This is a genomic window from Rhizobium sp. 007 (genome assembly GCF_015353075.1).
GTDB lineage: Bacteria > Pseudomonadota > Alphaproteobacteria > Rhizobiales > Rhizobiaceae > Rhizobium.
The window spans coordinates 2124041-2149948 of the sequence record NZ_CP064187.1 but is presented as its reverse complement, the minus strand read 5'-3'; the positions used below and the strand labels follow the sequence as shown (position 1 = coordinate 2149948).

The following is a 25908-nucleotide window of genomic DNA, read 5'->3' as shown; positions in this document are numbered from 1 at the left end:
CGGCGCCATTTGCCAGGTTCAAAGCCGGTGGGTTCGCTCACCGGCTTTTTGTTTGCGCGATTTCGGTAAGCGTGCGTGTCGGCGTGATCGCCTCGGGATCGAGCTTCACCTCGATGATCGAAGGCTTGCCGCTGGCGCGGGCCCGCTCAAAAGCAGGCGCGAAGTCCTCGGTTTTCTCCACCGTTTCACCATGGCCGCCATAGGCGCGGGCAAGGGCCGCGAAATCCGGATTGGTGAGATCCGTACCGCTGACACGGCCGGGATAGTCACGTTCCTGATGCATGCGGATCGTGCCGTAGATGCCGTTGTTGATGACGAGAGAGATGATTGGGAGGTCGTAGCGGACGGCGGTGGCGAATTCCTGCCCGTGCATCAGGAAGCAGCCGTCGCCGGCAAAGCAGATGACTTCGCGCTCCGGAAAAAGCCGCTTGGCGGCCACGGCAGCCGGCAGGCCGTAACCCATCGAGCCGGATGTGGGGGCCGCCTGCGTATTGAACTGCCTGAAGCGATGGAAGCGGTGCAGCCAGGTGGCATAGTTGCCGGCACCATTGGTGAAGATCGTGTCGGCCTTCGTGTTGCCCTCGATCCATTCCATGATCGGTCCCATGTGAACGGCGCCGGGGCCCGTTTGCGGCGGCCTCGACCAGGCAAGATAGGCTTGGTGCATATGCTGCGTCCGTTCCGCCCAGCGCGGTTCGGCAGGCGCTTCGAGATCGGTAAGGGCGGCGACGAAGTCCTGCGGCGATGCGCAGATCGCAAGGTCCGGACGGTAGATGCGGCCAAGTTCGGACGGGTCGGGATAGATGTGGACGAGCGATTGCGCCGGGTAGGGGACGTCGACCAGCGTATAGCCTGACGACGGCATTTCCGACATCCGGGCGCCGAGCAGGATGAGCAAATCGCTCTCCTTGATCTCCTTGGCCAGCACCGGATTGATGCCGATGCCGACATCACCGGCATAGCCCGGGCTAAGGTGATCGAAGAGCATCTGGCGGCGGAAGGAACAGCCGACCGGCAGCTTGAAGCGTTCGGCAAAGACGCGGAAATCGGCAACCGCATCTGCATCCCAGCGTGTGCCGCCGAGTATGACCATCGGCCGTTCGGCCTTCAGCAGCCGCATGTAGAAATCGTCGACCTGACGGCGCCCGGGATGAGCGGGAACGCGGGCATAAGGCTTCGCGCGCGGCGCGTCTACTTCGTCGCGCAACATGTCCTCGGGCAGTGACAGCGCGACAGGCCCGGGCCTGCCGGAGGTGGCAATGGCAAAGGCGCGGGTCACGAATTCGGGAATGCGCGCCGCATCGTCGATTTCGCCGACCCATTTGGCATATTCGGTCAGCGCGCGGCGGAACTCGACCTCCTGGAAGGCTTCGCGCTCGCGGGCATCGCGCTGGACCTGACCGATGAAGAGGATCATCGGGATCGAATCCTGCCTGGCGATATGCAGGCCCGCCGTGGCGTTGGTGGCGCCAGGCCCGCGGGTGACCATACAGATGCCGGGTTCGCCGGTGAGCCGGCCCCAGCAATCGGCCATCATCGCGGCACCGCCTTCCTGACGGCAGACGATCACTTCGATATCGGTGTCATAAAGCGCGTCCAGCACGGCGAGGAAGCTTTCCCCGGGCACGCAGGAAAGTCGCTTGACCCCGTTTGCCTTCAGCGCTTCGACAATCAGCTCGCCGCCGGTCTTCTTCATAGTGCGGATTTCCCCTCCCGTTCGGCGCGCTCCAATGCCTCGAGCTCAGCCAGAACCTCTTCCTGATGCTCGCCCAGCCGAGGGCCCGGCCTCTCGTAACGCAGGGGCGTTTCGGAGAGCACAACCGGCGTCCTCACGCCGGGGATCACGTTTCCTGCCGCATCCGGCAGATCGATGCGCAGTCCGCGCGCCTTTATCTGCGGATCGGCGAACATCTCCTCGATCGTGTTGATCGCGCCGGCTGGCACGGCATTTTCTTCGCAGGCTTTCAGCAAGTCGGCTTTTTGCCATTTCAACGTCTCGGTCGAGATCAGGCGGCGCACCTCGTCGCGGTTGACGACGCGGGCCTTGTTGGTCGAAAAGCGCTCGTCGCCGGCGATGCCATCGAGGCCGAGGATCACGCAGAGACGCCGGAACTGGTTGTCATTGCCGACGGCAAGGATCAGGTAACCGTCCGCGCTCGGCACGACCTCATAAGGAGAGATATTCGGATGGGCATTTCCGAGCCGCGCCGGCGCGCGGCCGGAGACCAGATAGTTCATGTTTTGATTGGCGAGCACGGCGGATTGCACGTCGAGCAGCGCCATATCGACAAGCTGGCCTTCACCGGTTTTCAGCGCATGGATGAGGGCTGCCTCGATCGCCGCCACGGCATAGATGCCGGTGAAGATATCGGCGATGGCGACGCCTGCTTTCATCGGCTGGCGATCCGGCTCGCCGGTGATCGACATGAAGCCGGACATGCCCTGGACGATGTAATCATAGCCCGCGAGGCTGGCATAGGGGCCAGACTGGCCGAAGCCGGTGATGGAGCAGTAGACGAGCTTCGGATTGATCTTGCGCAGGCTCTCATAGTCGAGGCCGTACTTGACGAGGCCGCCGAGCTTGAAATTCTCGATCAGGACATCGGCCGTTGCCGCGAGCCGTCGCACCAGCGACTGGCCTTCCTCGGTCTTCAAATCGGCCGTGACAGAGCGCTTGTTGCGATTGGCGGAGTGATAATAGGCAGCTGAAAGGTTTTCGCCGTCGCCGCCCTCGACGAAGGGAGGCCCCCATTGCCGCGTATCGTCGCCGCCGTCCGGATTTTCGACCTTGATGACGTCTGCGCCGAGATCGGCCAACATCTGCCCGGCCCAGGGGCCTGCCAGGACGCGGGCGAGCTCGATCACCCTGATGCCGGCAAGCGGCGGTTTCTTACGACTGTCCGTCATGTTCCTCCCAAGAACGGATCATGGTGCCCGCGTTGCCTCAGATGTATCGGATACGGGTTTGGATGCAAAGCGGCGCTCGCGCCAGATGATGTAAAGTCCGGATGCGATGATGATGAGAATGCCCAGCCATTTGATGGCGTCGGGAAAATCGCCGAAAACCAGCCATGCGAAGATCGTGGCCGAGACGATCTCGAAATATTGCAGCGGCGCCAAAGTGGAGGCGGGTGCGGAGCGGTAGGCATAGACGCCGAGGATGCTGGCGATCGCGGCCGTTACGCCGACGCCGAGGAGCCAGACGAGGCCTATCATGGTTGGCATTACCGGTTCGAACACATCCGAGCCGCTTCCACGGGCGAAGAAAAGCAGGACACCGCAAAAGAGCAGACCCCACAAGCCCATGTGAAACTGCATCACCCACGGGTCCTCGCGCTGCGCCAGCGCCCTGTTCATCATTGCGGAGATGGCGATGCAGACTGCGCTGACGACCGGCAACAGCGCCACGTAGCCGACTTCCTGGAAGCTCGGCTGAATGACCAGTATCGCGCCGAAGAAACCGACGCCGCAGGCTGTGTAGCGCCGCCAGCCGATCGTCTCGCCGAGAAATAGGCTGCTCAGAATGGTGAGGATGATGGGTTCGACGAAGAAGATCGCGATCGCATCTGCGACCGCCATGTATTTCAGCGTGGTGACGAACGAGATCATCGAAATGGTAATGATGGCGCCGCGGATCGCGTGGAAGAGGCTCTGCCTCCATGACGAATCCGTCAGTTTTTTGCGCCAGATCACGATCGGAAGCATGCAGAGAGCCTGTATGGCAAAACGTGCTGCGGTGATCTCCGCAGACGGAATCGTCGTGATGGCAAGCTTGGAGAAAATATCGATCAGAGGCGATACGAGCACCGAAATAAACATGAGCATCAGGCCCATGCTGACTTCGGAGGAGCTATTCTTCGTTATTGCGCTGTTCATTTCCGGTCCGCTGGTCAGGATCTTGCGGTTGCTTCATCGCACCAATCGGCAAAGGCCGAAATCGCCGCTTCGGCGCCGATCTCGTTCAGCGTCTCGTGCCGCTTCTCCTGATATATTTCGGCCGTGATACGGGAGAAACCGTGCCGTTTCAAATGGTTTGACAGCCACATCACCGCTTTTCCGAAATCGGTCGCTGGATCCCTTCCGCCGCCGACGAGGTGGATTGGCAGGTTCCTTCGCAGCCTGTCGAGATGCCGCTTCTGCGGCGCGCGAAAGGTGAGTTCGAATATGTCGAGCCAGAGCGAAACGGAAGCATCGAAGCCGCAGAGCGGATCGGCGATATATTTGTCGACTTCGGCCGGATCGCGGGAGAGCCAGTCAAATTCCGTCCGGTGGCCGGGGATGGATTTGCCCCAGGTGTCGAAGGTGAGCTTCGGCAGCAGGCCGCTCGGAACGTCGGAACCTTTCAGGGCTTTCTCGGCAAGCAGGATGGCTTGCGCGGCCCGGCCTGTCAGACCGACAGCGAAGTTCGAATTCCACACGGCGAGGGCACCGAATTTTTCCGGATAGGTTACTGCAGCGTTGAGCGCGATCAGCCCGCCCATGGAGTGGCCGAAGAGGATCACGGGAAGGTTTGGATGGAACCCTGCCGCATAGTCCCGCATGGCGACCATGTCGGCAAGAACCTGCTGCACGCCGTTGCGGCGGGCGAACTGGCCGATCGGCGCGCCGTCGGCCACCGTCTCGCCGTGGCCCCGGTGGTCGTGCGCATAGACATGATAGTCGCGCCCGGCCATCGCCTTGGCAAAGCCTGCGTAGCGCTTCGAATGTTCAGCAAGTCCGTGGGAGATCAGCACGATGCCGCGCGGGCCACCGCTGGCTGCCTCATGATGAAAGGCGAGCGTCGCCTCGGGCGTCTTAAGCCATTGTGTCTGCGAAAACATTCCATCCTCCCGCTGCAACAGAGCAGATCGCGAGCCAAATGCAACATCCCGGCGCATGTTTGCAGTGGAATTTCCTGCGAGTGAGGGTTGCAGGGTTTTGGGCTTCGTGCTTACTTGTTCCTGAATTGTTCTGTCTGCGGGGAGTGGCGATGAGCAGGGTGTTTCTGCGCTGGATGGCGTTTGTTCTGTCAATGGTTTTGGCTGGCTTTGCGGTTGCCCAGGAAGGCGAAGGGGGAACGCGCTTCATCCTTGCCGCAAGTTGGCAGCCGGCATTCTGCCAGACAAACCAAAGGAAGCCGGAATGCAGCAGCCAGACGAAGGAGCGCTTCGACGCGACGAATTTCTCGCTGCACGGCCTGTGGCCGCTGCGGCAGAACTATTGCGGTGTATCGAAGGACTTGCAGGCAGTCGACAAAGAAGGCGATTGGCAAAAGCTGCCGGAGGTCAAGCTGACGGTTGAGAATGCGTCAGCCCTTGCAAAGGCCATGCCCGGAACGCAATCGGGCCTCGAACGTCATGAATGGACGAAGCACGGCACCTGCACGAAGATGAGCGCCGACGATTATTTCGGCGTGGCGATCCGCCTGATGGATGACCTCAACGGCTCGGCGGTGCGCGACCTCTTTGCCGCGAATGTCGGCAAGACCGTCAAGGCCGATCAGATCAAGACGGCTTTCGACAAGAGCTTCGGGGCGGGCGCTGGCGAGCGTGTGAAGATGAGCTGCCGGCGCGCGGGCGGCGTCCGCGTGATCAGCGAGCTGACGATCGGGCTGTCGGAGGATGCGGGCTCGGCCGCCGGCGCCGGTGCGGGGCTTGCAAAACTCATGCAAAACGCCGGCCGCACCTCCTTCGGCTGCGACGAAGGTGTTGTCGACGCTGCGGGGTTCTGAGAGTTTGTCGCGAGGTTCGGGACTGGAGCACGGCTCGAAGCGGGGTGGGAGAACGATGCGGCTGGATGACTTCGGAAGCGTGGGGGACGCCTACCAGAGATACTCGGCTGGGATACGCGGCAAAATACGTCACGAGCTGGTGTTCGAAGTCGTGGCCGGCCTCACGTCTGCCGGCGGAACGGTTCTGGATATGGGGTGCGGCGATGGCGAGATATCCGCGCGTCTATCCGAAGCCGGTTTTAGAGTTCTCGGCATTGACGCTTCGCCTGAAATGCTGCGCCGGGCAAATCTGCGCAAGGCAGAGCTGCCGGAGCAAGTGCGCAGCCGGCTTGAGTTTGCGCTGCGCGACATCACCGATTTCGCATCAGAACATCTCTTCGATGCAGTTTGCTGCCATGGCGTACTGATGTACTTGGACGACAGTGCCGCTGCCATCCGAAAATTGGCAAGCCATGTGAAACGCGGCGGGCTGCTTAGCATCTTGACGAAAAACGCACTCTCTGGCGGTTTCCGGCAAGCGCTGCGTGGAGACTACGCGACGGCAAGGGAACTGATCGAAACCGGCGCGGCAGCCAGCATCGGCAACCTTGGAATTAGAACGCGCGGTGACGATCCTTCGGCGGTTGTTCAGCAAATGGGGGCCTGTGGCTTTGCCGACTGCCAATGGCGAGGGGTCCGCGTGTTTTCCGATCATCTTGACGAGCAGACCTTTGACGGCGCGCTCGCCGCCGAGCTCATCGCGCTTGAGCGCGCTGCTTCGCTTCGTGACCCATACCGTGCGATGGCTCGGCTATTTCATGCGACTGGGCGGAAAGCCTGACGAGATCAGGCAAATCCCTTGCTTTTCGAACGGAACCAAATCGATTGCCGTAGAGAAAGCCGGTTTCGGCGTTGCCCGAAAGCCGGCTTTCGCCTACATAGCGGCCACGGTTTTCAAGTTTCCGCCCGGAGCAGCGCATAATGGCACGTCAGTTCATCTATCATATGGCCGGCCTCAACAAGGCCTATGGCAACAAGAAGGTGCTGGAGAACATCCACCTTTCCTTCTACCCCGACGCCAAGATCGGTATCCTCGGCCCGAACGGCGCCGGTAAGTCCACCGTCCTGCGCATCATGGCCGGCCTCGACAAGGAATATACCGGCGAAGCCTGGCTCGCCGAGGGCGCAACGCTCGGCTTCCTGGCGCAGGAGCCGCAGCTCGATGCGTCGAAGACGGTGCTCGAAAACGTCATGGAAGGTGTGGCCTCCAAGAAGGCGATCCTCGACCGCTACAACGAGCTGATGATGAACTATTCCGACGAGACGGCGGAAGAGGGTGCGAAGCTCCAGGACATCATCGACAGCCAGAACCTCTGGGACCTGGAAAACCAGGTCGAGATGGCGATGGACGCGCTGCGCTGCCCGCCGGGCGATGCTTCGGTCGACAATCTTTCGGGCGGCGAAAAGCGCCGCGTGGCGCTCTGCCGCCTGCTGCTTGCCCAGCCGGACCTGCTGCTCCTCGATGAACCGACGAACCACCTCGACGCCGAGACGATCGCCTGGCTCGAAAAGCACCTGCGCGAATATCCGGGTTCCGTGCTAATGATCACCCACGACCGCTACTTCCTGGACAATGTCACCGGCTGGATCCTCGAGCTCGACCGCGGCCGCGGCATTCCCTATGAGGGCAATTATTCGGCTTATCTGCAAGCGAAAGCGAAGCGCATGCAGCAGGAGGGCCGCGAAGAAGCCTCCCGCCAGAAGGCTCTGTCTCGTGAGCAGGAATGGATTGCCTCCAGCCCGAAAGCGCGTCAGGCAAAGTCGAAGGCGCGTATCCGCGCTTATGACGAACTGGTGGCGGCAGCTGCCGACCGCCGTCCCGGCGACTCCCAGATCGTCATCCCGGTCGGTGAGCGTCTCGGCCAGGTCGTCATCGAGGCCGAGAACCTCACCAAGGGATATGGCGATACCGTCCTGATCGAGAACCTGAGCTTCAAGCTGCCGCCGGGCGGCATCGTCGGCGTCATCGGCCCGAACGGTGCCGGCAAGACGACGCTCTTTCGCATGATCACCGGCCAGGAAAAGCCCGACAGCGGCGAAATCCGCATCGGCGATACCGTCGATCTCGGCTATGTCGACCAGAGCCGTGATGCGCTCAACGGCAACAAGACCGTTTGGGAAGAGATCTCCGCCGGCAACGACATCATCAAGCTCGGCAAGCACGAAGTGAATTCGCGCGCCTATTGCGGCGCTTTCAACTTCAAGGGCGGCGACCAGCAGCAGAAGGTCGGCACGCTTTCCGGCGGCCAGCGCAACCGCGTCCATCTTGCCAAGATGCTGAAGGCCGGCGGCAACGTCATCCTCCTCGACGAACCGACCAACGATCTCGATACGGAAACGCTGGCCGCGCTCGAGGACGCGCTCGAAAACTTCGCTGGCTGCGCCGTTATCATCAGCCACGACCGCATGTTCCTCGACCGGCTTGCAACGCATATCCTCGCCTTCGAAGGCGACAGCCATGTCGAATGGTTCGAAGGCAACTTCGAAGATTACGAGCAGGACAAGATGCGCCGCCTCGGCGTGGATTCGGTCAATCCGAAGCGGGTGACCTACAAGCGCCTGACGCGCTGATCGTCAGCGCCGTCTCTTGGATCGGAAGCCCCGGCAAGCGCCGGGGTTTTTGTATTTTTGCCGGTCGCTTTCAGAGCAGTGAATTTCGTGAACAGAGCGGATTCCTGCTTGCCAGGCCTTCTCAAATCACATAAAGATATCTTTATATGTTGATTGGGTCGGGATATGGCTGAAGCTGTGAGGCTTGGATTGGATGCGCTGGTGGACGTCTTGAAGGCGGCCGGTGAGCCGACGCGCCTGCGGCTTCTCGCGCTTCTTGCCGCCGGCGACCTGACGGTGACCGATCTTACGGAAATTCTCGGACAGTCTCAGCCTCGCATTTCGCGGCATCTGAAGCTGCTCGGTGAGGCCGACCTCATCGATCGCTATCAGGAGGGTGCCTGGGCCTATTTCCGGCTGAGGCAGGACGGCAAGGCGGCGGCGCTGGTGCGCGTGCTGCTAACACACGCGTCCCAGAACGACCCGGTGATCCTGCGCGATGGCGAGCGGCTTTTAGCCGTGAAGCGTCAGCGGGCAGAGCGGGCGCAGGCCTATTTCAGCCGCAACGCCGCCGAATGGGACGAGCTTCGGCGCCTCCACGCCGCCGACGAAGAGGTGGATGCCGCGGTCATCAAGCTGCTCGGTAACCAGCCGGTCTATTCGCTGCTCGATCTCGGCACGGGGACCGGCCGCATGCTGGAGCTGCTTTCCGGGCTCTATCGCCGGGCGATCGGCGTCGATGCCAGCCGTGACATGCTGAGCGTCGCCCGCGCCAATCTCGACAGGGCGGGCATCACCAAGGCTTCGGTGCGGCATGCCGACATCCTGAACCTGCCGTTCGAGGGACAGGATTTCGATCTCGTCACCATTCATCAGGTTTTGCACTTCTTCGATCAGCCGGAAATCGCGATCGCCGAGGCGGCGCGGATGCTGGCACCCGGTGGGCGTCTCATGGTCATCGACCTTGCGCCGCATGGGCTCGAATATCTTCGCGACGAGCACGCGCATGTCCGCCTTGGTTTCTCGCATCAGTCGATGACCGACTGGCTGCGCAAGACGGGGCTCGATGTGGAGCAGACCGTCGATCTTCATCCGGGTCAGCCGGGCGAGAAGGGGCTTACGGTCACGATCTGGCTTGCGCGCGATCCGAGGCGCCTCATTGCATCCGAAGGCGCCGAAACAGTATTGGCCGGGGAGGTATGATATGGCATTGAACACCGGAGACCGCCGCAATATCGGCATTTCCTTCGAATTTTTCCCGCCGAAGTCGGAGGAGATGGAAGGTCAGCTCTGGAAGACCGTGGCCGAGCTGCAGGACTGGGATCCGGATTTCGTCTCGGTGACCTATGGCGCTGGCGGTACCACGAAGGCACCGACGATGACGGCCGTGACGCGGTTCCTCAACGAAACGCCGCTTGCGACTGCGTCGCATCTCACCTGCGTGGGCGCCACGAAGGAAGAAACGCACCAGGTGATCGACCATTTCCGCAAGGCTGGCGTGAAGCACTTCGTGGCGTTGCGCGGCGATGCGCCGGGCGGGGCAGGGGTGCCTTACCAGCCTCATCCGGGCGGCTACGCCAATGCGGCCGAACTCGTGGCCGGCCTTCGCGAGATCGGCGATTTCGAGATTTCGGTGTCCGCCTATCCGGAGAAACATCCGGAGAGCCGGGACGTGGCGGCCGATATCGACATGCTGAAGCGAAAGGCCGACAACGGCGCGGACCGCGCGTTGACGCAATTCTTCTTCGACAACGACAATTTCGAGCGCTACCTGGAGAAGGTGCGGGCCGCAGGCGTCAAAATCCCGATCGTTCCCGGCATCATGCCGATCCAGAACCTGACGCAGCTGAAGCGATTTGCCAGCGCATGCGGCACGGTGATCCCGGCCTTTCTCGACGAGCGCTTTGCCGGTCTCGACGACAAGGTGGAGGAGCGGGCGAAGGTTGCCGTCGATGTCGCCGTCGAGCAGATCGAGGATCTTGTCCGCCGCGGGCTGGACGAGTTTCATCTCTATACGATGAACCGCTCGCCGTTGGTATCAGCCGTGCTCACCAATCTCGGCCTCAGGCGCGAGGGCGCAAAGAGGGCAGCGGGCGCCGCTGCCTGAGAGCGGCGGCAATCGGCATCGAATAAAAAAGCGCATGTCTGGCGGTGACATGCGCTTTTTAATTGGCTGAACTGTTAGCTTGTCAGGAGCTAGGTATTCCAGTCATAGGGTTCGCCGACCGCTCAAATGAAGAGCATGGACAAGACGAACGCGAACGCTGCACTGACCAACAGGACATTCAAGGATCGTGTGATACCCATGTCTGCCTCCTCGCGTTAACCGGCACATAATATGTCTGAATTGTGTCGCGTGGAAAGCGGAATCTATGCTGCAGCGCAGCGGCGGACTGCGGATGAGCCACGTTCTGATCGGCTAAGCAATTGGAATTAATTGCCAAATCACGATGGAATTTTATTCACACATTTTAACCGTGCGTTAAATTGGGCGATTGGCCCGTTAACGGCGATGGCTACATAAAGGCATGACCGGAAGCTGCTGATATGATGCGGGAAATCGAAATCGCGCCCCGGCGTTTTCCGGGACGCGATCGAATGGGCCGGCCTTCACGAAAATGGATTGATCACAGCGCGCTCAGCAGGCCGGGCGTCGCCCAGCCATCGGCGGGCATTCCGAGACGCTGCTGCTCCTTCTGGATCGCGACACGGGTGCCGGAACCCAGGATGCCGTCGATCTGACCGACATCGTGGCCCTTCGACTGCAGTTTGGTCTGCAACTGCTTCATCTGGTCATTCGCAAGGCCCTGTTCCGGCGTCCCCTTGAGATAGGGCTGCGCACCGCCAAAGCGGGTGGCGAAATAGGCGGCCGAGGTCGTGTAGATGAACGACTTGTTCCACTCGAGATAGATCTTGAAGTTCGGGTAGGCGATGAAGGCCGGTCCGTGACGGCCCTGCGGGAGAACGAGGTCACCCTCCAGATTGCCGAAGCTGGTGTTGCCGTCACGCGGTTGGACACCGAGTGCAAACCATTCGCCCGCCGTCATGGTGCCCCCGAGGCCTGATTTTTCCCAGGGAAGGTTGTCGGGCAGGGTGACTTCCTGCAGCCAGGGCTGGCCGCGCTTGAAGCCGAGATGCTGGATGAACTTCGCAGCCGTCAGGATGGCGTCCGGGCCGCTCTCCTTCAGCCGCACATGGCCATCGCCGTCGCCGTCCATGCCGTAGGCGACGATGTCGCGCGGAAGCATCTGCACCTGGCCGATTTCGCCCGCCCATGCGCCGGTATTGGTCGCCGGGTCAAGGTCGCCGTGCTGAACCATTTCGATGAGCGCGATCAATTGCGGGCGGAAGAGTTCGGGACGGCGGCAGTCATGCGCCAGCGTGACGAGCGCGTCGCGCGTATTGAAATCGCCCTGAACCGCGCCGAAGTCCGTTTCCATTGCCCAGAAGGCGGTGATGACGCCCGGGGCGACGCCATAGTCCTGCTCGGCCCTGGCGAAGACGTCTGCGAACTGTTTCAGCTTCTGGCGGCCGATATCGAGACGGGCCTGGCTGACGGTACGCTGCGAAAACTCGAGGAAGGTCTGCTTGAAGACGCCCTGCGCGCGGTCGCGGCTCAGAACCTTGGGATCGATCTGCGCGCCGGCGAGCGCCTTGTCGGCAGCTTCGGCGGAGGCGCCGGCGGCGATTGCATCGGCCTTCACGCCAGCCAGAAATTCGGCAAGATCGCCGGCGCAAGCCACGGGAGGAGCCTGAGGCGTTGCCGCCGGTGGCGGGGAGGCCGCCGGAGCCATTGCCTGCTGCTGAGCCAATGCCGTGGTTGCCGCGGTGATTGCAAACAAAAGAGCAAGTGCAGAGCGGCTTCTAAGCGAGCGGTGCATGAGTTCGTCCTTGTATCCGAAATATGTCCGTTGCTTTCACAGATGAATGTGACGGAAGCAAGAAAGATCGGCGGACGTTACTAAGAATTTCTGTCCTTAGAAACGGAAGCCACCCAGTTGGCCCAGTTCTTTGAGGAGCCCGCAAACACATTGATGTCTGCGGGGCCCTTGATGCCGGGGATCACACCGGTCGACGTGTACTGCCAGAAGGCCCAGCGGCGGTCGGCATAGGTGACTTCCGGGTGCGCGGCCACCGAGCGGACCCAGAAGTGATAGTCCTGGAAATAACCCTGCAGATTGTCGCGGTGGAAATCGACCGATGTATAGATGATCGGCCGCTTGCCGTAATAGGCTTCGAGGCGGTCCATGAAGCGCTGCATCTGAGCGCGGACGGTCGCCGGGTCCGGCCGGAAGCGGCAGGTCTTCGATTCGCCGTTCCATTCGACGTCCAGGACCGGGGGCAGGCGCATCGATTCCTGCGGGACGTTCTGGATGAACCAGTCGGCCTGCTCATCGGCCGACGAGCAGAAATAATAGAAATGATACGGCGCATGGGGGATGCCGACGGCGCGGGCGCGCTGCCAGTATTCATTGAAGCGCGGGTCGAACCGATCCTTGCCCTCGGTCGCCTTGATGAAGGCAAAGGCGACGCCCGAAGTTTTCACCGTCTGCCAATCGATATCGCCCTGCCACTTGGAGATGTCGATGCCGTGAACCTCGTTCCGATGCGGATGCTTCGCCCCGAAATCCTGCGGGTCGGTATCCTTGAAGCGGGTCTTCGGTTTTATGGATGCGGTCTCAAGATAATCATATCCCGATGAAGTACAGCCGGCCAACATGATAGCCAATGGCAATACACAAAACAAAATCCGGCGCATAAATGTCCCGTCGTGGACCGAATGATCGACTTGCCCCACAGCTTGACCTTCGAAAGACGAGTTTCAGTAGAGGAATCCCCCTCTTTCAACATATCAACGTAAAAAATCGGTTAGTTTCAAGTGATTTGTGAAGGCCGGGCGATGATTGCTGCCCGCCAGGCATAGCCGCGGCCGATCGTCTCGAACGACAATGTCGCGTTGTTTTCATGGGCTTGCGCTTCCAGCACCTCGCGCAGATCGGCGCGAGGCGTGACGTGAAATTTTGCAAGCCATGACTTCAGCACCGCCCTGAACCAGGCCGGCAGGCCCTCCTGCTGGCCGAAATCAACGATGTGCAGCTGCCCGCCGGGGTTCAATGCGGCGATTGCGGCATCGACGGCGCGTTCCCAATTGGGAATCATCGAGAGCGCATAGGAAATGAGGACCCGGTCGAAGCCGCCGACACCGAAGTCCCGTGGGGTGAAGGCGGTCGCGTCGGCAACGCGAAAATCGGCAACCGCGGCCTTCGTGGCGAATGTCTTACGCGCCGAAATCAGCATTTCCTGCGAAATGTCGAGGCCATAGAGCCTCGCGCCGGAAAACAGCCGGTGTGCGAGCACCAGGTTGCGGCCGGTGCCGCAGCCTACTTCGAGCAGCGTGCCGCCTTCCGGGACGTCCAGATTGCGGATCGTACGGTCGCGGCCGAGCAGGTAGTATTTGCGCGTCAGATCGTAGATATGGCGCTGGTAGCGATACATGCCGTCCATAAGATTGGCATGCTTTTCGGTTTTCTCGTCCACGATGGTGCGGATTTCGGTCACGCCTTTTTTCCGTAAATGTGGAAGCCGCCGTAGATGGCCGAACGGTCGAGTGCGGTCATATCTCGGGACTTCTCCTCGAAATATTCCCATTGTTCGCGGATCGCCGGGGAAAGACGGCCCTCGATGACGCTTTTTTCGGCCGCCGTGCGGAAGATGACGCGGGCGCCGGGGCGGGCGGTCCGGGTAATCTCCGCCCAGAGCTCGTTCAGCTGCTGGTCCGTCATCCAGTCCTGCGCGTCGAGCAGGATATAACGGTCGCGAGAGGCGGCGGGTTCCTTGGCGAGAAGCTCGGTGAAGCTTGCGTGATGGACGTTGACGCGATCGACATTGGCGCGGATCACCTCGTAGTGCTCCCGCTTCAGATAGGTCGGCAGCGGGCCTTCGTCATCGGAGGCATACCGGCGACCAAATGCCTGCCAGGCGAAATAGTTTTCGCTCATCGGAAAATGGCAGGCGAGCTTTTCGAGGCGATGCTTCAGCACCGGTGCGATCGACTGATCGGCGGCGAGGCTGGCAAGCTCGTCATATTGCTGCGGCGGAATGCCAAGACCGAAAAGCGAGCTCTTGCGCCCTGTAATCCAGCGCACCACCGGCTTTTCGAAGAGGGGCGCAACCTGCTCGTCGAAGAACTGGCGCTGTTCGCGGATAGAGCGGGTCTTTGTCATCTCTTTGAGATCGACGCCGTGCAGGCGGGCGAGCAGATGGGCCGCGCCGATGAAGCGGCCGAGCAGGCCGGTCTCATAGAAATTGCGGTTGAAGACGGTGACGCGGCGGCGGCCGAACTTGCGGCCGTTCCAATAGGCGCGTGTCGTCTCATCGAGCTTGGACGACAGGAAGTGGTCGAAGGCCTGGCTGTTCGAGCGCTCGTTGGGCATGGCGAGGAAGCGTACCAGGTCGGTATGGCCGGGAAGATGCTTGAAGGCAGCAAGCTTCAGGCGGTTGAGCGCGATATGGTGCGGGTTGAGGTCGACCACATCGATGGAGGCCGGCGCCTTGGAGAGATAGGCGAGCATGTTGCAGCCGCCCGAGCCGATCGTGACGATGCGGTGATGCGGCTGCAGTTCCATTGCCTGCATGTCGAGATCCGGATCCTCCCAGATCTGCGGATAGACGAGGCCGGAAAAGAGCAGGCCGAAAAGCCGTTCCGAAAAGCCGTCCTTGGAAAATGCCTTGTGGCGGAGAAGAGCGTCCTTGAGTTTCCGGTTCTTGCGGAAGCCGGTATCCGGTGCAAATTCCGTCATATGAGTCTGTCACCCTTTTTGCGTTCAGGGCGTGTAGCGCGTCCCTGCTACAGTTTGATGACGCAGACTGTGGGTATCGATTTCCACAGGAATTGCCTGGCAGGAAACGGCACTCGCGTTCTTGTGCTCTTTTTTGTGAAGAGATTTCCTGCTTTTCTCCATTCGTGGAGGCTATGACATGCGATTTGTTCTGCGTATCGTGAAGGCACTCGCCACTGCTTCCGTTGTCATCGTCATCGGAGGCGGGACCTGGCTATACGTCAATCCGCCGGAGCTGTTGCGCGTGGGTGACGGATATGCGGCGAAGATCGTCTGCTCGAATGTCTTTTTGGCAGGACGCGACCCGCAAGCGGTGCTCTACGGCGACGTACAGGCGCCGGGCAATCCGCTGCTGCGATTGGTGAGGGTTTCGGTCGATCGGGATCAGGGGCATGTGACGGCGCGCATCCTGGGGCTCTTCGCACCGGGATATGCGCTCTATCGGGGGGCGTTCGGCTGCACGAGCGTGCCTGACGGCAATTTCAAGGCTGCTGCCGAGGCGGCACCTTCGGATACGCCGCCGCAGATGGTTCCGGAGAACGCGGCACTATGGCCGGAAGGCGAGAGCGTTGCTGAAGCTAACGACGGAGCGCTTGCGTCGCTGCTGGCAAACGACGTGCTGGCCGGTCCGCAAATGCGCGCGATGGTCGTCGTTCACAACGACCGGATCGTGGCGGAGCGCTACGGCGAAGGCTTTAATGCGAGGACGCCTCTGCTTGGCTGGTCGATGACCAAGACAGTCAATGCGGCGCTCGTCGGGCGCGCCATGCTCGATGGAAAGTTGGATTTCAACGCGACCAACCTTTTGCCGCAGTGGAAGGATGACGAACGGTCGCAGATCAGGCTCCGGGATCTCCTGGGCATGGAAAGCGGCCTGGCTTTCAACGAGGAGTACGGCGATGTCACGGATGTGACGCGCATGCTCTATCTCGACCCCGATATGGTTTCGTTGCCCGCCGATGCGCCGTTCGAAGCAAAGCCCGGCGAACGCTTCCGTTATTCGAGCGGCACGGCGGTCCTATTGTCGCGAATCTGGATGGATGGGGTAGGCGACCAGAAAGGGGCCTTCTCTTATCCGAGGGAGGCACTTTTCAAGCCGCTCGGCATGTCGAGTGCGGTGCTGGAGGTCGATGCCCGTGGCACCTTTGCAGGCAGTTCCTATCTCTACGCGACGGCGCGCGATTGGGCGCGTTTCGGGCAATTCCTGCTTCAGGACGGCGTCTGGAACGGTCAGCGGCTGTTGCCGGAGGGGTTTGCCAGGGCGATGCGAACGCCGACGCAATCGTCGGGCGGTAAATATACGCAAGGTCAGGCATGGCTCGTAGCACCCGGCGGAGATACGAGCGCCGAAGCGGGGCTGCCGGAAGATACCTTCTGGCTGGAAGGACATGACGGGCAAAGCATGGCGATCGTGCCGTCCGCCGATCTGGTCTTCGTCCGCATGGGCTTGACGCCAGGCCGCCTCGGCTACAAGCCGCAGCTTATGCTGAAAGAGCTGCTGGCCGCGCTGCCTGCCAGTTGAGCGTATGTGAAGGCGAAAGCTTAGTAGTTGCCCTGGGCAATACTCGTCATGCCTTTGCGCTTGGCATCGTAATAATAGCCGCGCGCATAAAGCCTCACGGCATCTTCTTCCTTGTTGTCGGAAACGAGCCATGCGCCGCGCAGATATTTCGCGGCATATTTGATGTTGGTTTCGGCGTCGAGAAGGCCGGTGGGCGCGCCGTCATAGCCCATCGATTTGGCCGTATTGTATTTGATCTGCATCAAGCCGAAATAACCGCGCTTGTTGTAAGCCTTTGGATTGTAACGGCTTTCGCGGTGCACGACGCGGTGGATCAATGTTTCGGGGACTTCGTAAAGTTTCGAATATTTGCTGATCAGCTTGCTGATAAAGCTCTTTTCCGCGGTCGGCGCCGTATCAATGTCGCTGTCGCTGAACATCGGCGGCGCGGCCGGCGGGTCCATTGGACCGGACTCGTCGAAGGTGAAATCCGACATCGAACGCCGCGTGGGCCCGACGGAGGCGATGGCAGCCAGGGCGCCGCTCTGCGGCGCTGTCGCTGCGAAGGCAAGCTGGTTCGATGGCGATGCCGGAGTGCCTGGACGGGGGGTCGGCACGACCGATTGGATCGCGGTCATTTCCGGCGTCAGTGGAATCTGTGTGCCACTCGCGGTCATCGCCTGCTGCATGGCAGGATCGGCGGACGTTGCCGTCGCCGGCATTGCCGTTGCGGCGGCGGTCAAAGCGGGTGTCGCCTGCGGGTTGGAAGCTGCGAATGCGGTTTCGGGATGGCTGGTGCCGTCGGCGGCCGGTACGGCGGCCATCATCATCGCATCTTCGCCAGGCTTCGGGGTTGGAACGACGCTCTGCACAGCGGTCAATTCCGCCTGGGACGTGTACTCGACCGTCGAGCATCCGGCTATACCGCAGAGCATTGTCGTCACGACAAGGCCGCGTTTCAGGCCGGAAAATCCGTTCGCTACCATTCTGTCACTTTCGTGAATCGCGCCGCCCTGGCAGCATTTAAAATTTATCGAGACCCTGAACCCTGATTTGCCATTAACCTATTCGCTGTTGCGCCGCAACCCGGCGAAAATCGTCAGGCGGCGATCCGGCGATAACCGGCCGTCACGGCGCCTGCAGCGATCAATAACGTCCCGCCGGTGCGATTGACGGCGCGCTGTACGCTGGCCTTGCGGATGAGGCCGCGTGCGGCATTCGCTAGAAGTGCGTAAGTCGAAGCATTGATCGCGGCGAGAACGAGGAAGGTCAGCTCCATGATGACCATCTGTTCGAAGAAGGGCTTTGCGGGGTTGAGGAATTGCGGAACGAAGGCGACGAAAAAGACGATGCTCTTCGGATTGAGCGCCGTCACGATATAGGCGTGCAGGAAGATCTTCAGCGACTTCTCTTCCGGCAGGTTGTCGTTGTCGGCCACCGGTTCGGTGATGAGCGGCGCGCGCCAAAGCTTGATGCCTAGCCAGATGAGGTAGGCGCCGCCAATCCACTTCAGCACCGTGAAGAGCATTGCCGATGCCGCCAGAACCGCACCGAGGCCGAAGAGGGAAGCCGTCATCGCCGTGAAATCGCCGAGCGCCACGCCGCTCACCGTCGCCAGCGCCGTCCTTCGTCCATGGCCAAGCGCATAGGACACGACGAGCAGGATGGTCGGCCCCGGAATGGCAAGCATGATGGCGGATGCGGCGGCGAAAGCGAGCCAGGCTTCAAGCGACATGGAATCTCCTCCTAATCCCTAGGAAACAAGCAAAGACACCATATTAGCCCTGCGTCAATCATGCTTCCTGGTATTTTTGTCCGATCGTATCCATCACTTCGGCGAACCATCTGGTCGAAAGATCGAAGGCCTTGCCGCCCTTGATGCGGGGGAACTCGATGGTGCGCAATTTGCCGTCCTGTCCTTCGTCATGGCCAGTGACGCCGGAGACCTTGTTGAGGGCGCTTTCGACAGCCAGGTCAACCATGCTGTGGATGAGGCGGAGGTCGTCGGCATTGGCGGGCGCGGAGCGGGCGAAATAGCCGGATTTCTGGACCAGCGAACGCTCGGCATTGACGAGGTTGGCGAACTGTTTCTGGAACCAGCCGCCGACATTGATCGTGTCGATCTTAACATGGCCGAAGGCATCGCGCTTGATGGTCTCGCCGGCGGCCTCGCGCTCCGCGACGATGGCATCGAGGCAGGCGCCTTCAGAGACGAAGACGGTTGCATGGCCGGTCTTGTCCATGATCTCCTTGAGGCGTTCGGCTTCGGCCTGCAGATCAAAAGCCATTTCCGGCAGATAGACGGCATTGATGCTTTTCAGGCCCGCATTCATCATCATCCCGTCGACATATTCGTAGTTCTTCGTACGGCTGAGATAGGCCCGGGCGGTCGCCGCCGTCAGCCAGCCGCAGTGGCGGCCCATGACCTCGTGGATGACGAGCGTGCGTGGCGCCGCACTCTGCTCGTTGCTCACATTGTCGAAGAAATGCGCACCGACTTCAGCCGCCGTCCAGGCGCCCAGAGACTGGCGGATCGGCACGACGTCGTTGTCGACCGTCTTCGGCAGGCCGACGACGGTAAGGTCGTAATTATTGGCAGCGAGATAGGCTGCGAGATCGGCAGCAGTCGTGTTGGTATCGTCGCCGCCGATGGTGTGAAGGATGGTGACGCCGTCATCGGCAAGGCGTTCGGCGGCGACGCGAAGCGGGTTCTCACCTTCCTTGACTAAGCCGCGCTTGACGCAATCGGCGGCATTGGTGAGCTTGACGCGGCTGTTGCCGATCGGCGAGCCGCCGAAGCGGTGGAGAAGCGGCGCCTTTTGGCGCATTTCCTTGCTGATCTGGATTCTGTCGCCAAGCAGCACGCCCTGATACCCGGATTTATAGGCAATGAGCTCGGCATCCGGCGCGACGTCGCTGTAGCGCTCGATGAGGCCGCCGACGGCAGAGGAAAGACAGGGAGCCAGGCCTCCGGCGGTCAGCATTGCTACTTTCTGTTTGGCCATTTTCCCTCCTTGAGTGCTTCGTGCGGGTAGTCGCATGCAGCTTACCTAACGCATGGATGCGGCAGGGAAAGAGGCCTGTAAAGCAAAGAATTTACGAAAAATGCGCGGCTCCGGCGGGCAAGGCAAGAAAGGTGGCAAGAAGGACGCATCTAATCGTTTCAAGCCCCGATTTGCTTTCTGAGACGCGCTGTGGAAAATCTCGAGCAGGCAATGAAGCCTGTCCGAAAGGCGCATAAAGGTGCGCATGCGAATGCTGTCTCTCGCCTGATAAGAGACGCGACAATTACCGAATTGTGAAAAGTGTTTTCAATCCTACGACCAATCGCCGCCTTGCAATGGCTATGATTATTTGATCAAGGTATTTTCATATTGCGATGCGAGAAACTTCGATGTCCTTCTGGGAAAAACTGTTGAATGCTGTTGGCAACGCTGCGGGTAACCTGCTCTCGGCGATCGTCGAGGCGATCCGCACGGTTTTCGAGGGTGATCCCGAGACCCGTCGCAAGGTCGCGTTCTCCGTTGCCATCATCGCGCTTTCCGCCAAGATGGCGAAGGCCGACGGGATCGTCAGCGAGAAGGAAGTCCGGGCTTTCCGCGACATTTTCTTCTTTCCGCAGGACCAGGCGAAGAACGTTGCCCGCCTCTACAATCTCGCGCGCCAGGATGTCGCGGGTTACGAGGCCTATGCTGCGAAGCTTTCTTCACTGTGCGTCAGCTGCGCCTCCAATTGCGCTGTTCTGGAAGACGTGCTCGACGGCCTCTTCCACATCGCCAAGGCGGACGGCGCGGTCCATGAGAAGGAGATGAATTTCCTCCGTCATATCGGCCAGATCTTCGAGATGAGCGAAGAACGTTTCGAGCAGATCGCGGCGCGCCATGTTTCGATCGGCCGGGACCCTTACAAGGTCCTCGGCGTTTCGCCTTCCGACGATTTCCCGACGATCCGCCGCCGCTATCACGGCCTTGTCAGCGAGAACCATCCCGACCGGCTGATTTCGCGCGGCGTGCCCAGGGAGTTCCACGCGATCGCCAACGAGCGCATGGCTGCCCTCAACGATGCCTATGCGACGATCGAGAAGGAACGCCGCGCCGCATGACCTCGTTCGAGGCCGACTATCGCAAGGCTTGCGTGCAGCCGTCGCCGAACCATGGCGAGCGTGCGGACGGGCGCAAACCGGATATGATCATCCTTCATTACACGGGCATGCCGACGCCGGGCTCGGCGCTCGATTGGCTCTGTCGCGAGGAGAGCCAGGTCTCCTGCCACTATTTCGTCCACGAGAACGGCGACGTCGTTCAGCTCGTTGCGGAGGCGCGTCGGGCGTGGCATGCCGGCAAGGGCAGCTGGCACGGCGAGGGGGATATCAATTCCCGATCCATCGGCATCGAAATCGCCAATGCCGGGCATCCGGGCGGCCTGCCGGACTTCCCTAAAGAGCAGATTGCGGCGGTGATTGAATTGTGTCGTGATTGCGGCAAACGTTGGTCGATCGCACCGGAAAGGGTGCTTGCGCACTCGGACGTTGCACCCATTCGCAAGGTCGATCCGGGCGAGAAATTTCCGTGGGCGGAACTGCATCACGCAGGGGTAGGACACTGGGTCGAACCAGCGCCGATCACCGGCGGGCGCTTCTTCCAGCGGGGCGACTGCGGCCAACCGGTCGAAGCCCTGCAGTCGATGCTCTCGCTTTACGGTTATGCCACGGAAATCACAGGTGAATTCTCCGAGAGAACGGCGGGCGACGTGGAGGCCTTCCAGCGTCATTTCCGCCAGGAGCGCGTCGACGGCATTGCCGACTTTTCGACGATCGACACGCTGCACCGGCTGCTCTCTGCGCTGCCGCGTTATTCATGACGTCTGTGTGACGCTCAAGCAACGTTTTTGCGCAAACGACCTTGAATGCTGCACTGCCACATCATTTCCCTATTATCTCCTCATTGCGATGGTCTAACCCCGGTCGCTGAACGGCGCTCGCGGCTGTTTTTGTGTGTAGCTGCGGGAGTCAAAATGAAACGATAAGAATTGCTGCGGAACGTTGCCAGTCCTTGGCACGTGGAACCGGAAGACGGCGAGGCGCGCAGTCCAGTAATTCTTTGGGTCGGAGTAACTAGACTACATGAGACATTTGATTATTGGTGCAGCGGCATGCGCAAGTCTGCTGCTGGCAGGGTACGGCTGCGCTGTTGCTGGCGATGCAGGTAATAAAAACAATGACGGCAACGAGAAAACCCAGACGGTCCTTTTCAAGACCGTCGACCGCCAAAGCGGTTATGCAATGCCCGATTTCACGGCCAATAAGTATTCCGTTCTAATTGCCAAATACGCCGAGCAATATGACGTGCCTGTCGAGCTTGCCCACGCCGTCGTCCGTGTCGAGAGCAATTTCAACCCGAAGGCACGCGGCAGCGCAGGCGAGATCGGCCTCATGCAGATCAAGCCGGCAACGGCGCGCATGATGGGTTATTCGGGAACGAAGAAGGGCCTCTTCGATCCGGAAACGAACATCAAATATGGGATGAAATATCTAGCGGCTGCCCACGAGCTCGGCGGCGGGCAGACCTGCAACACCATCCTCAAATACAATGCCGGCCACGGCGCACGGAAGATGAACCCGATCTCAAAGGCCTATTGCGGCAAAGTGCTGACTCTTATGTCAAGCGCGGCGCAAACCTCGATTTAAGAATATGAATCGCGTCGGCCGCCGTGCTATCTGGACCTCATAGCGAGGTGAGATATGGCGGCTGATTTCAAATATATCGTCGTCGGCCGCGGCATGATGGGCGCGGCGGCGGCGAAGCATCTGGCGAGACAGACGGACGGCGTTGCCGTGATCGGTCCAGACGAACCGGAAAATCGCAAGGCGCATCAGGGTGTTTTCGCCAGCCATTACGACGAGGGCCGCATCACCCGGACCGTCGATCCGGATCGCGACTGGGCGCTGCTCGCCAATCGTTCCATCGCCCGATATGCTGAGATCGAAGCAGAGAGCGGCATCACATTCTACACCGAAGCGGGTTGCGCCTTCGTGGCGCCGGCCCAGAGCGACTATATCGTCAACACGACCAAAGCCGCTGCATCGCTTGGTGTCGAAACGAAGCTGCTCGACGAGGCGAGCCTCAAAGCAGCGTTTCCATTCTTTGCCCTGCCGGACGGCTGCGAGAGCGTATTCCAGGTAAAGGGCGCCGGCCATATCAGTCCGCGCAAACTGGTGAAGGCGCAGTCGATCATTGCGGAAAAGGCGGGTGCAACAGTCGTTCGCGACGCTGTGACGGCGATCCGCGAGGCGGGCGGGGTTGCTGTTGTCGAGACCTCGGGCGGCAAGGTCTACTCGGCGGAAAAAGTGCTGCTTGCGGCAGGCGGTTTTTCCATTGGCGAGAATCTGTTGCCGCAATCGGTTGATATGTCGGTTCATGGGCGCACGGTCGCACTGTTCGAGGTGAACGAGGCGCAGGCCGCAGAGTTTGCCGCCATGCCGTCCTTGATCGTCGAGGCGCCGGAGACCGACATCTATCTGCTGCCTCCGATCCGCTATCCTGACTTGAAATTCTATCTGAAGATCGGCGGCGATCCCGATGACTACCTACTTAAGACCGAGAAGGATTTGCGTGCCTGGTTCCGGACCGACGGCCGGCCGGCGGTGCGCGACCATCTCATGGCGATTGTCCGCCGTCTTGTTCCGGATCTGCGGCCGCTTTCCGTTTCGACGGCGGCCTGCGCCGTCTCGCATACGAAGAGCCGTTATCCGATGATCGGCTATGCTTCGTCTCCACTGTTTGCGGTGCTGACCGGCTGCTCCGGCACTTCGGCGAAGAGTTCCGACGAGATTGGCCGTCTTGGGGCTGAGCTGTTGTTTAAGGGTGAAATCGGGGATCAGGGCTACGCTACCGATTTCAAACCTTCTTTCCGGTAATGTCATCCGTATATTTCCAGTGGCAATTGGCGGCACTCTCGGCTATTTGAGCCCTGCCAGTTGGCCGGGCAGCCGCGCTTTACCAATGTCGAAAGGCGGTAAGGTGAGGAAAGTCCGGGCTCCACGGAAATACGGTGCCGGATAACGTCCGGCGAGGGCGACCTCAGGGAAAGTGCCACAGAAAGCAAACCGCCTGCGCTTGCGCAGGTAAGGGTGAAAGGGTGGGGTAAGAGCCCACCGCGTCTCCGGCAACGGCGACGGCACGGTAAACCCCACCGGGAGCAAGACCGAATAGGGATGACGTGGCGGGCGAAAGCCCGCCGGCCGGTTTCCGGGTCAGTCATCCGGGTGGGTTGCGTGAGGCAGCGTGCAAACGCTGTCCCAGAGGAATGGCTGCCACGTTCCGGCTTCGGCCGGAGCCATACAGAACCCGGCTTACAGGCCAACTGGCGATTAACTTCTGTGGCGTCGGATTTCGGGGCGCCGATCCGTAATCCTCTGATTGTTCGCGATTTTTGCGCATGATCGCGCATGTGCCGTCGTGCGGATGTCTTTTTCTCATCGATGCTTTCTGGGACGAGCGGAAATGTCGATCCTAACCCTTTGTTAAACTTAACAGCTTATAAATTTTCGATACTGCGCTCATCGCGAGACGGGCGTTTCCCATTGACGCCCATATGGTCCCATGGTATCCCATAAATGCACTGCACGAGGGCAATCAAACGCCCGTCAATCGCAAAGCCAAGGCGTCTTCCTTTCCGGAGGCGCCGGATGGATTTTCGTTCATCCGGCTGGTGAAGCTGTGTCTGAATTTGAGGGTTCCGGGCATCTGAATTCTGCTCGGGCTCTTTCGGGAACGGATGTTTCGTGTCATGAGCCGCTTCCTTTCGAATGCGACCAACCGGATCGATTCCAAGGGCAGGGTTTCCGTGCCCGCGGCCTTTCGCTCCGTTCTGGCGCAGCGCAAAGTCCAGGAGCTCTATTGCTTTCAGGACTTTGTGTTTCCGGCGATCAGCGTCGGCGGCCCGGATCTTCTCGAAAGGTTCGAGCGGCAGATCGCTGCGGAGGATCCGTTTTCGCCGGATGCGAACGAGATGTCGCTTCTTATCCATGGGGGCGGGGTCTTCATGAAGCTCGACGCCGAGGGGCGGCTGATGGTCACGGACTTCATCCGCGACTTTACCGGCATCTCGGACGAGGTGGCCTTCGTCGGTCGGGCGGACCATTTTCAGCTGTGGCAGCCGCAGGCATTCCAGGCGGCGCAGATACAGGCACGAGGGGAGCGCAGGCTGGCGGGCAGGCGCTCCGGATAGAACGAGGGTACGGAATGGCGGCGAATCCTGGCGGAGGTTCAACTGATGCCGGTGGCGGACCGGTTCGCCACATTCCGGTTCTTCTTGCTGAAGTGCTTTCAGCACTTCAGCCGGCTTCCGGCAAAATCATTCTCGATGGAACCTTTGGTGCCGGCGGCTACACATCGGCCATTCTCGATGCCGGCGCCGATGTGATCGCGCTGGATCGGGATCCTACGGCAATTGCGGCCGGCCAGGACATGGTTGCAGCCTATGGCGGCCGCCTGAAGCTCACGCATTCGCAGTTTTCCAGCCTGGCCGATCATGCGCCTGAGAGTGGACTCGACGGCGTCGTGCTCGACATCGGTGTTTCCTCGATGCAGATCGATGAGGCCGAGCGCGGTTTCTCCTTCCAGAAGAGCGGCCCGCTCGACATGCGCATGTCTGCTTCCGGCGTTTCTGCCGCCGACGTCGTCAATCGCGCAAAGGTCGCCGAACTCATCCGCATCTTCCATTTCCTCGGTGAAGAAGATCAGGCGCCGCGTATCGCACATGCCATCGAGAAGCGCCGGGCCGAAAAGCCGTTCGAAACGACGCGCGATCTCGCCGGGCTCATCGAGGTGGTGACGCCGCGCAAGATGAAGGACAAGATTCATCCGGCGACCCGCGTTTTCCAGGCGCTTCGCATCTTCGTCAATGACGAGCTTGGCGAGCTCGGGCAGGCGCTCTTTGCCGCCGAGCGCGTCTTGAAGCCCGGCGGCCGTCTCGTGGTCGTCACCTTCCATTCGCTGGAAGACCGGATCGTCAAGAAATTCTTCTCCGACCGCGCGGGCAAAGCTTCAGGCTCGCGCCATCTGCCGATCGCCCATGAGCGCGCGGCGACCTTCGAACCAATCGGTAAATCCATGATTGCTGCAGGTAAGGCTGAAGCCGAGGCCAATCCGCGGGCGCGTTCGGCCAAGCTGCGGGCCGGCACGCGTACCAATGCGCCGGCCGAAGCTGGGGATATGTCGATCTTCGGATTGCCCAGTCTTGCCAGCCTCGGAAAGCTTGGGGGTTGA

Annotated in this window: 23 protein-coding genes and 1 other RNA gene; 13 read left to right on the top strand and 11 right to left on the bottom strand. The window is 60.6% G+C overall.

Annotation, left to right across the window (positions count from 1 at the left end; translation table 11 throughout):
- Nucleotides 1-37: 37 nt before the first annotated feature.
- From ISN39_RS10885 to ISN39_RS10870, 4 genes are read right to left on the bottom strand one after another with little or no spacing between them, the layout of a single operon-like run.
- A complete protein-coding gene (locus ISN39_RS10885; RefSeq protein ID WP_194730055.1) occupies nucleotides 38-1696 on the bottom strand; it encodes a thiamine pyrophosphate-binding protein in 1659 nt (552 codons plus the stop codon).
- On the bottom strand, nucleotides 1693-2907 hold the full coding sequence (locus ISN39_RS10880) for a CaiB/BaiF CoA-transferase family protein (protein WP_194730054.1): 1215 nt from the start codon (nucleotides 2905-2907) through the stop codon (nucleotides 1693-1695). Before ISN39_RS10880 ends, ISN39_RS10885 begins: the two co-directional genes overlap by 4 nt.
- A gap of 18 nt (nucleotides 2908-2925) precedes the next feature.
- Nucleotides 2926-3876, bottom strand: coding sequence for a DMT family transporter (locus tag ISN39_RS10875; protein WP_194730053.1), 951 nt, complete (start codon nucleotides 3874-3876; stop codon nucleotides 2926-2928).
- Between the two features lie 14 nt (nucleotides 3877-3890).
- The gene (locus ISN39_RS10870) at nucleotides 3891-4820 is read right to left on the bottom strand and encodes an alpha/beta hydrolase (RefSeq protein ID WP_194730052.1); all 930 of its coding nucleotides are present in this window, start codon (nucleotides 4818-4820) and stop codon (nucleotides 3891-3893) included.
- 149 nt (nucleotides 4821-4969) lie between these two features.
- On the opposite strand from ISN39_RS10870, the gene ISN39_RS10865 reads away from it, so the two are divergent.
- The 5 genes from ISN39_RS10865 (at nucleotide 4970) to metF (ending at nucleotide 10406) form a co-directional block, all read left to right on the top strand.
- A complete protein-coding gene (locus ISN39_RS10865) occupies nucleotides 4970-5710 on the top strand; it encodes a ribonuclease (protein ID WP_074068947.1) in 741 nt (246 codons plus the stop codon).
- 55 nt (nucleotides 5711-5765) lie between these two features.
- Nucleotides 5766-6530 (top strand): methyltransferase, encoded by a 765-nt coding sequence (locus ISN39_RS10860; RefSeq protein ID WP_194730051.1) that lies wholly within the window; start codon nucleotides 5766-5768, stop codon nucleotides 6528-6530.
- Nucleotides 6531-6670: 140 nt separating this feature from the next.
- Entirely contained in the window at nucleotides 6671-8320 is a 1650-nt protein-coding gene (gene ettA, locus ISN39_RS10855; RefSeq protein WP_194730050.1) for an energy-dependent translational throttle protein EttA, read from the top strand.
- Between the two features lie 165 nt (nucleotides 8321-8485).
- Nucleotides 8486-9502 carry a metalloregulator ArsR/SmtB family transcription factor gene (locus ISN39_RS10850; protein WP_074070323.1) on the top strand — a complete coding sequence of 339 codons (1017 nt, stop codon included), beginning with the start codon at nucleotides 8486-8488 and terminating at the stop codon, nucleotides 9500-9502.
- A gap of 1 nt (nucleotide 9503) precedes the next feature.
- Nucleotides 9504-10406, top strand: a complete 903-nt coding sequence (gene metF, locus ISN39_RS10845; protein ID WP_194730049.1) for a methylenetetrahydrofolate reductase [NAD(P)H] — start codon at nucleotides 9504-9506, stop codon at nucleotides 10404-10406.
- A 520-nt stretch (nucleotides 10407-10926) separates the two neighbouring features.
- Here metF and ISN39_RS10840 read toward each other — a convergent pair.
- From ISN39_RS10840 to ISN39_RS10825, 4 genes are all read right to left on the bottom strand, one after another.
- Nucleotides 10927-12180, bottom strand: coding sequence for a lytic murein transglycosylase (locus ISN39_RS10840; RefSeq protein WP_194730048.1), 1254 nt, complete (start codon nucleotides 12178-12180; stop codon nucleotides 10927-10929).
- An 80-nt stretch (nucleotides 12181-12260) separates the two neighbouring features.
- Nucleotides 12261-13058, bottom strand: coding sequence for a GH25 family lysozyme (locus ISN39_RS10835; RefSeq protein WP_194730047.1), 798 nt, complete (start codon nucleotides 13056-13058; stop codon nucleotides 12261-12263).
- 116 nt (nucleotides 13059-13174) lie between these two features.
- The gene (locus ISN39_RS10830; RefSeq protein WP_194730046.1) at nucleotides 13175-13858 is read right to left on the bottom strand and encodes a class I SAM-dependent methyltransferase; all 684 of its coding nucleotides are present in this window, start codon (nucleotides 13856-13858) and stop codon (nucleotides 13175-13177) included.
- On the bottom strand, nucleotides 13855-15099 hold the full coding sequence (locus ISN39_RS10825) for a DUF3419 family protein (RefSeq protein ID WP_194730045.1): 1245 nt from the start codon (nucleotides 15097-15099) through the stop codon (nucleotides 13855-13857). The genes ISN39_RS10830 and ISN39_RS10825 overlap by 4 nt, the downstream gene beginning before the upstream one ends.
- A 178-nt stretch (nucleotides 15100-15277) precedes the next feature.
- Here ISN39_RS10825 and ISN39_RS10820 point away from each other — a divergent pair, with 178 nt between their 5' ends.
- Nucleotides 15278-16660: a serine hydrolase gene (locus tag ISN39_RS10820; protein ID WP_194730044.1), complete on the top strand. Its 1383-nt coding sequence runs from the start codon at nucleotides 15278-15280 to the stop codon at nucleotides 16658-16660.
- A gap of 20 nt (nucleotides 16661-16680) precedes the next feature.
- Here the strand turns inward: ISN39_RS10820 and ISN39_RS10815 are convergent, their stop codons facing one another.
- The 3 genes from ISN39_RS10815 to ISN39_RS10805 form a co-directional block, all read right to left on the bottom strand.
- Nucleotides 16681-17625: a lytic transglycosylase domain-containing protein gene (locus tag ISN39_RS10815; protein ID WP_194730043.1), complete on the bottom strand. Its 945-nt coding sequence runs from the start codon at nucleotides 17623-17625 to the stop codon at nucleotides 16681-16683.
- A gap of 113 nt (nucleotides 17626-17738) precedes the next feature.
- A complete protein-coding gene (locus ISN39_RS10810) occupies nucleotides 17739-18374 on the bottom strand; it encodes a LysE family translocator (RefSeq protein ID WP_039845362.1) in 636 nt (211 codons plus the stop codon).
- Nucleotides 18375-18432: 58 nt separating this feature from the next.
- Entirely contained in the window at nucleotides 18433-19644 is a 1212-nt protein-coding gene (locus ISN39_RS10805; RefSeq protein WP_194730042.1) for a pyrophosphate--fructose-6-phosphate 1-phosphotransferase, read from the bottom strand.
- Nucleotides 19645-20033: 389 nt separating this feature from the next.
- Between ISN39_RS10805 and ISN39_RS10800 the strand changes: the two genes are divergently transcribed.
- The 7 genes from ISN39_RS10800 to rsmH all read left to right on the top strand — a co-directional run bounded on the left by ISN39_RS10800 (nucleotide 20034) and on the right by rsmH (nucleotide 25908).
- A complete protein-coding gene (locus tag ISN39_RS10800) occupies nucleotides 20034-20741 on the top strand; it encodes a DnaJ family molecular chaperone (RefSeq protein ID WP_039845360.1) in 708 nt (235 codons plus the stop codon).
- On the top strand, nucleotides 20738-21499 hold the full coding sequence (locus tag ISN39_RS10795; protein ID WP_194730041.1) for an N-acetylmuramoyl-L-alanine amidase: 762 nt from the start codon (nucleotides 20738-20740) through the stop codon (nucleotides 21497-21499). Before ISN39_RS10800 ends, ISN39_RS10795 begins: the two co-directional genes overlap by 4 nt.
- A gap of 262 nt (nucleotides 21500-21761) precedes the next feature.
- Nucleotides 21762-22325, top strand: coding sequence for a lytic transglycosylase domain-containing protein (locus ISN39_RS10790; protein ID WP_074068935.1), 564 nt, complete (start codon nucleotides 21762-21764; stop codon nucleotides 22323-22325).
- Between the two features lie 54 nt (nucleotides 22326-22379).
- Entirely contained in the window at nucleotides 22380-23555 is a 1176-nt protein-coding gene (locus ISN39_RS10785) for an FAD-dependent oxidoreductase (RefSeq protein ID WP_194730040.1), read from the top strand.
- Between the two features lie 56 nt (nucleotides 23556-23611).
- An RNA gene (rnpB, locus tag ISN39_RS10780) (RNase P RNA component class A) lies at nucleotides 23612-24009 on the top strand.
- A gap of 418 nt (nucleotides 24010-24427) precedes the next feature.
- The gene (gene mraZ, locus ISN39_RS10775) at nucleotides 24428-24868 is read left to right on the top strand and encodes a division/cell wall cluster transcriptional repressor MraZ (protein WP_246763327.1); all 441 of its coding nucleotides are present in this window, start codon (nucleotides 24428-24430) and stop codon (nucleotides 24866-24868) included.
- A 14-nt stretch (nucleotides 24869-24882) separates the two neighbouring features.
- Complete coding sequence (gene rsmH, locus ISN39_RS10770; protein ID WP_194730038.1) at nucleotides 24883-25908, top strand: 16S rRNA (cytosine(1402)-N(4))-methyltransferase RsmH; 1026 nt, start codon at nucleotides 24883-24885, stop codon at nucleotides 25906-25908.